1 protein-coding gene is annotated in these 4,394 nt (G+C 62.4%); it reads right to left on the bottom strand.

What is annotated here, in order from left to right; translation table 11 throughout:
• A partial coding sequence (locus ACFU8W_RS52085; protein WP_384052864.1) for a DUF6531 domain-containing protein occupies positions 1-3,868 on the bottom strand: 3,868 nt, incomplete at its 3' end.
• Positions 3,869-4,394 lie beyond the last annotated feature (526 nt).

Here is a 4,394-nt window from a genome sequence, read left to right on the forward strand (position 1 = left end):
CGGCGTCCTTGACCGAGACCAGGTCGCCGTTGTTGTACGTGTACTCCGTTACCGCCCCGGCGTTGTCGGTGACAGTCTTCACCTGACCGTCCGGCATGAAGTCCAGCTTGGAGACCCTTCCCTCGGCGTCGGTGACCGTGTCCAGGTCTCCGCTTGCGTCGTAGGTGAAGGTGGTGGCACTGCCGAGTGGATCTGTTACCTGTGTCGGCTGGTCGAAGGGTCCGTCGAAGACAGCCACACCGGAAGTGCGGGCCTGCGGGGTGCCGTCGAGCTGGGTAGTCGAGGTGATGTGGCCGTTCGCGTCGTAGGTGAACTTCGTGCGTCGGTCATAAGGGTCGACGATCGCCTCGATCCGGTGATCCGTCCCACCGCGTTGGTATGTCGTCGTGCGGGCGAGGCTGCTTCCGTGGGCTTCGGTGTCCTTGACGCCGTACCCATCCGCGTCGAACTCCACCCGGCGCACTGACGCGCCCGGCTGGGTCACCGTTGCAGATGTGACCTTGCCGGCTCCGTTCTGGGTGTAGGCGAAGGAGTACTTCGCGCCTTCGGTGAGGACCTGGTCCTTGACCCGTCCGTCCGCATCGAAGGTGTTGGTCATGTACGTGATGCCGCGGGCGTCGGTTGCCGTCGCGATCCGGTTGGAGGTGCCGTCGTACGTGTAACTGCTGGTCTTTCCCGCGGGATCGGTCACGGTCGCTAGGCGGCCGGCGGCGTCGTAGGTGTAGGAGGTGGTGCGGCCGGTGTTGTCCCGGGCCTCACGCACCCGGTGCTGAGCGTCGTAGGCAAGGGAGATCCAGTGACCGTCGGAACCGGTGATGCGGGTGATCTCGCCTCGGCCTGCGAGACGGGTGAACTTCAGAGTGTTTCCGTGCCGGTCGCGGATCTCCTTGAGCGCCGAGTACTCCGGGAACAGCCAGGTACTTCCGTCACGGAATTTCAGCTTCCATCCGCCGTCCCAGATGACTTGGGAACCTTGGAACGGTCCGGATGAGTTGACTGGGGCGAATACGCCGTCTGTCACTCCGTTGCCGGGGCTTGTGCGAACAAAGTGAACCTTGTTCCCGCCCGGCAGGTACAAGTCGACTTCTTGGTATTGCACCTCGGAGTGGAAGAAGGCGTTGTACGTAAGGTCTCGTCCGATCCCGAAGGCGCGGGACTGGGTGTCTCCCTGCCAGTAGGTACGGGTGATGTCTGTTGATCCGCTCCCCCCAGTCACCGCCAGGTCGGTGCGCGAATCCGTGATCATCCCAGTGCCGAGGTCAACGGGGTCACCGGACAGCCATTGGATGACATCATCGGCTCTTGACAGGTCCCAGGGCATCAGGTCGTTGAAATTGAACATCGCCCCGTGGAAGGCCCATACCCTGGTCTTCGCGTCCGGTACGACCTGACGGCCGTCCCTGGAGACCTGGCCGTGCCCGTAGACGTACCAGCCTTTCTTGACAGGGTCGTAGTCCATGAACTCCACCCGTGTGTCCGGTGCCGCATGGGTGTAGTTCGGGTAGATGATCTGCGCACCCTTGGGAAAAACGTACGTGCCGCCGGGCTGCACTGTGAAAAAGACTGGCACCACACTGTGTTCCGGCAGGGGGAACGGGGGGCGGTCAATCGGAATTGCTGTGATGCCCAGCTCGGTGACGGGCCTGCCGTGGTCATCGCGGACCACGGATCCCTTGGGGATGTGCACCTCGAGTCCGGGGATCTGCGGAGTTTTCAGCACCACATCGGAGGTGGCAGGAGCAGAGAAGCGGGTGGTGTGCTTCGTGTCCAGCGGAGTCATCCACACGGGGAAGCCAAGCTCTACCGTCGTGTCTGCCTCGGGGCGTATGTGGATGTCGAAGCGGCCATACTGCCGCTTTCTTGTGTTTGCGCTGGAGCCGTCGACTACGAGTGTGGTGTCCTGTTTGTCGATCCCGGCGAGCAGGAAACGGCCTTTGGAGTCCGTGCGGCCGCGCTGCTTCCCGACGCTGACAGTGACCTTGGCCAGCGGCGTCCCATCCAGTTTGAGAACGTGGCCGGTGAGAGCCGTCGCTCCGGGCGGCGCCCGCAGTGAGGGGGCGGTTCTGGGGGCGGTGCCTCGGCCGGTGATCCAGTCACGGCCGGCCAGGTTCGTCTTACCTGGCTGCCACGCATCGGGGCCCGTAGGCACAACTCCAGGGGGCGTCTGTGCCGTTTTCTGTCCCGTCGAGCCTGTCGTTGCATTCACCGGACTGTTGGCCGTTGCAGCCTTGGTGGCCGCAGGCATCGCGAGAGTCCATGTGCCGGTGGCGAGGGCGGAGGGGTCGACGACAAGAACGTACGTGCCGTCAGCCGGGAGTGCAGGCAGGGCGTAGGAGAGGGTCGTGGCAGAGGTGTATCGCTGGTTTACGAGCCACTTGCCTTCGGGACTGAAAATGCTCATGTCCCAGGCGCTAGGGGAATTTAGAGTGAGGGTAAGTTTTTGGCCTTTGGTGCCGGCGAAGGTGTAGTGAGCGTTCTGCCCGGCGGTGGAGATGACTGCAGGTATCCCGGGGCCGCCCGGATCCAGGTTCCCGGCATTGATGTCGGGGACCCGTGTGGCGGTGATCGCGCCGGTGGCCGGCTTGGCAGGTTGTATCTGCACGCGGTAGGTACCGCTGGTGAGCGGTGCTCGCAGATCCACTTCGCCTGATGACTTGGTTCCAAGCAGCACAGGGATTTCTGTGGTGCCATTCGGAGCTGTGACGGTGGCATTAGATGACTGCGTCAGTGTGTTTTCACTGAATTCCACAGCAGCGCCTTCGCCGGTCTCTGTGGGAACAGTGAACTCCAGTGGCTGGCCAGGTCGCGTGACCTCGCCTCGAGCCGCAGGTGTTGCCGCGGAAAGCGTGCCCGCCTGATGTGGGCTCGAAAGCCACAACGTTACACTTCCCGTGCCGCCTTGAGAGGGGGTCACCTCCAGTGTGTATTTTGCCCCCACCGTAAGCCCGGTGAAATAGTGAGCAAATGAGCCCGCCCCGCTCACGGTACCGAGGAGTTGCCCTGTACCGCCACTGTCATCGAGTAGGCGGATGTTCGTCGCCTCGGAAATGGTGTTTTCCGTGAGAGCAAAACCGATCGACGTGGCGTTGGACGCGGTGAACGCTGCGCGTATCTGTTGGCCAGAGCGGGCAGTCACTGCCGGTACTGATGGCCCGTCTGTCGTGAGCGACACCTCGACGCTGGCAGACAGCGTCAACGACACCGACCCGGTCAAACCCTGAGACGGGTCGATGATGATCAGGTATGTGCCCGTCTCGGCAAGGACAGGAACGGCGATCGTGGTTCCTTTGCCACCTGAGGCCACTATTGAGCTACTGACCACCTTCTTACCGGAAGGAGCAATCACGCTCACCGCAAGGTAACTCGCAAATGTGCTGCCGCTGACGCCTAGAGAAAGACTCTTGCCGGATACGCCTTCGAAGCCAGCCTCGATGTTCTGCCCGAAACGACTGTTGGCCGCCGTGACAGAACCTCCCGTGGTGGACAGCGGCCCCGCCCTGACAGGCGAGGACACCGTGAGCTGAACCGTCCCGACGCTCAGGTCGGACGGCTTGACAACAACGGTGTAGGTTCCTGTTGATGAAAGCGTCGGACTGTCCCACTGTGCGGTGGAGCCCCCGGAGACCCCGGAATTGGCGATCGTTTTGCCCTCGGGGTCGCGAACCTCAAGTGAGACATTTTTGTTGCCGAATCCTGTAGCGGCAATGCCAAGCGACTTACGCTCACCTGTGGCAGCGGTGAATCGGGCCCACCCGATCTGTCCGGAACGCTCGATCCGCAAGTCAACGGCCGGCCCCTCCGGATCTAGGGCACCTGCGTTCGCGTAAGTCGAGCCGGTCACGGTGAGGTTGCCCGTCCCAGCGTCCACGGGGTTAGCGACGAGCAGATACGCTCCGGTCTGGGGAAGTGAGTCAACGTTCATTGAACCGTTGGACAAGGCACTTGCGTACGCTGAAGAAACTGACTTCCCATCGGGTCCGTATAGCGTCACCGTCGCGGCCTTGGATATCTCACGCGTGTCCACCCCTATGCTCAGCGACGTGCCTGCTGTTGCGGGGAATTCCCACTGTCCGTCCTGTCCCGGACGAGTGATCTGCACTGTGTCAGAGGGGCCGACAAGATCGAGTTTGTGACGCACAGCGTGAGACGCGGTCACGGTGACAGCCCCGATATTTGCGGACCCGGGGTCAAGGACAAGCGAATACTGTCCAATCATCGGTAGGTCTCTGACATCCCAGTCCCCACCCTTTGTGCCAAGGGAACCGGCGGGGCCGACCTGCCTGCCCACCGGGTCGAGCAGTGAATCGCCCTGGGTTTGATGGAGACATCGAAGACCCGGAAGGATCCCCGTCATGGCTGCCCCCCGGAAATACTCCGACGAACTGCGTGAGCGT

Source organism: Streptomyces sp. NPDC057565, from assembly GCF_042801455.1.
Lineage (GTDB): Bacteria > Actinomycetota > Actinomycetes > Streptomycetales > Streptomycetaceae > Streptomyces > Streptomyces yanii.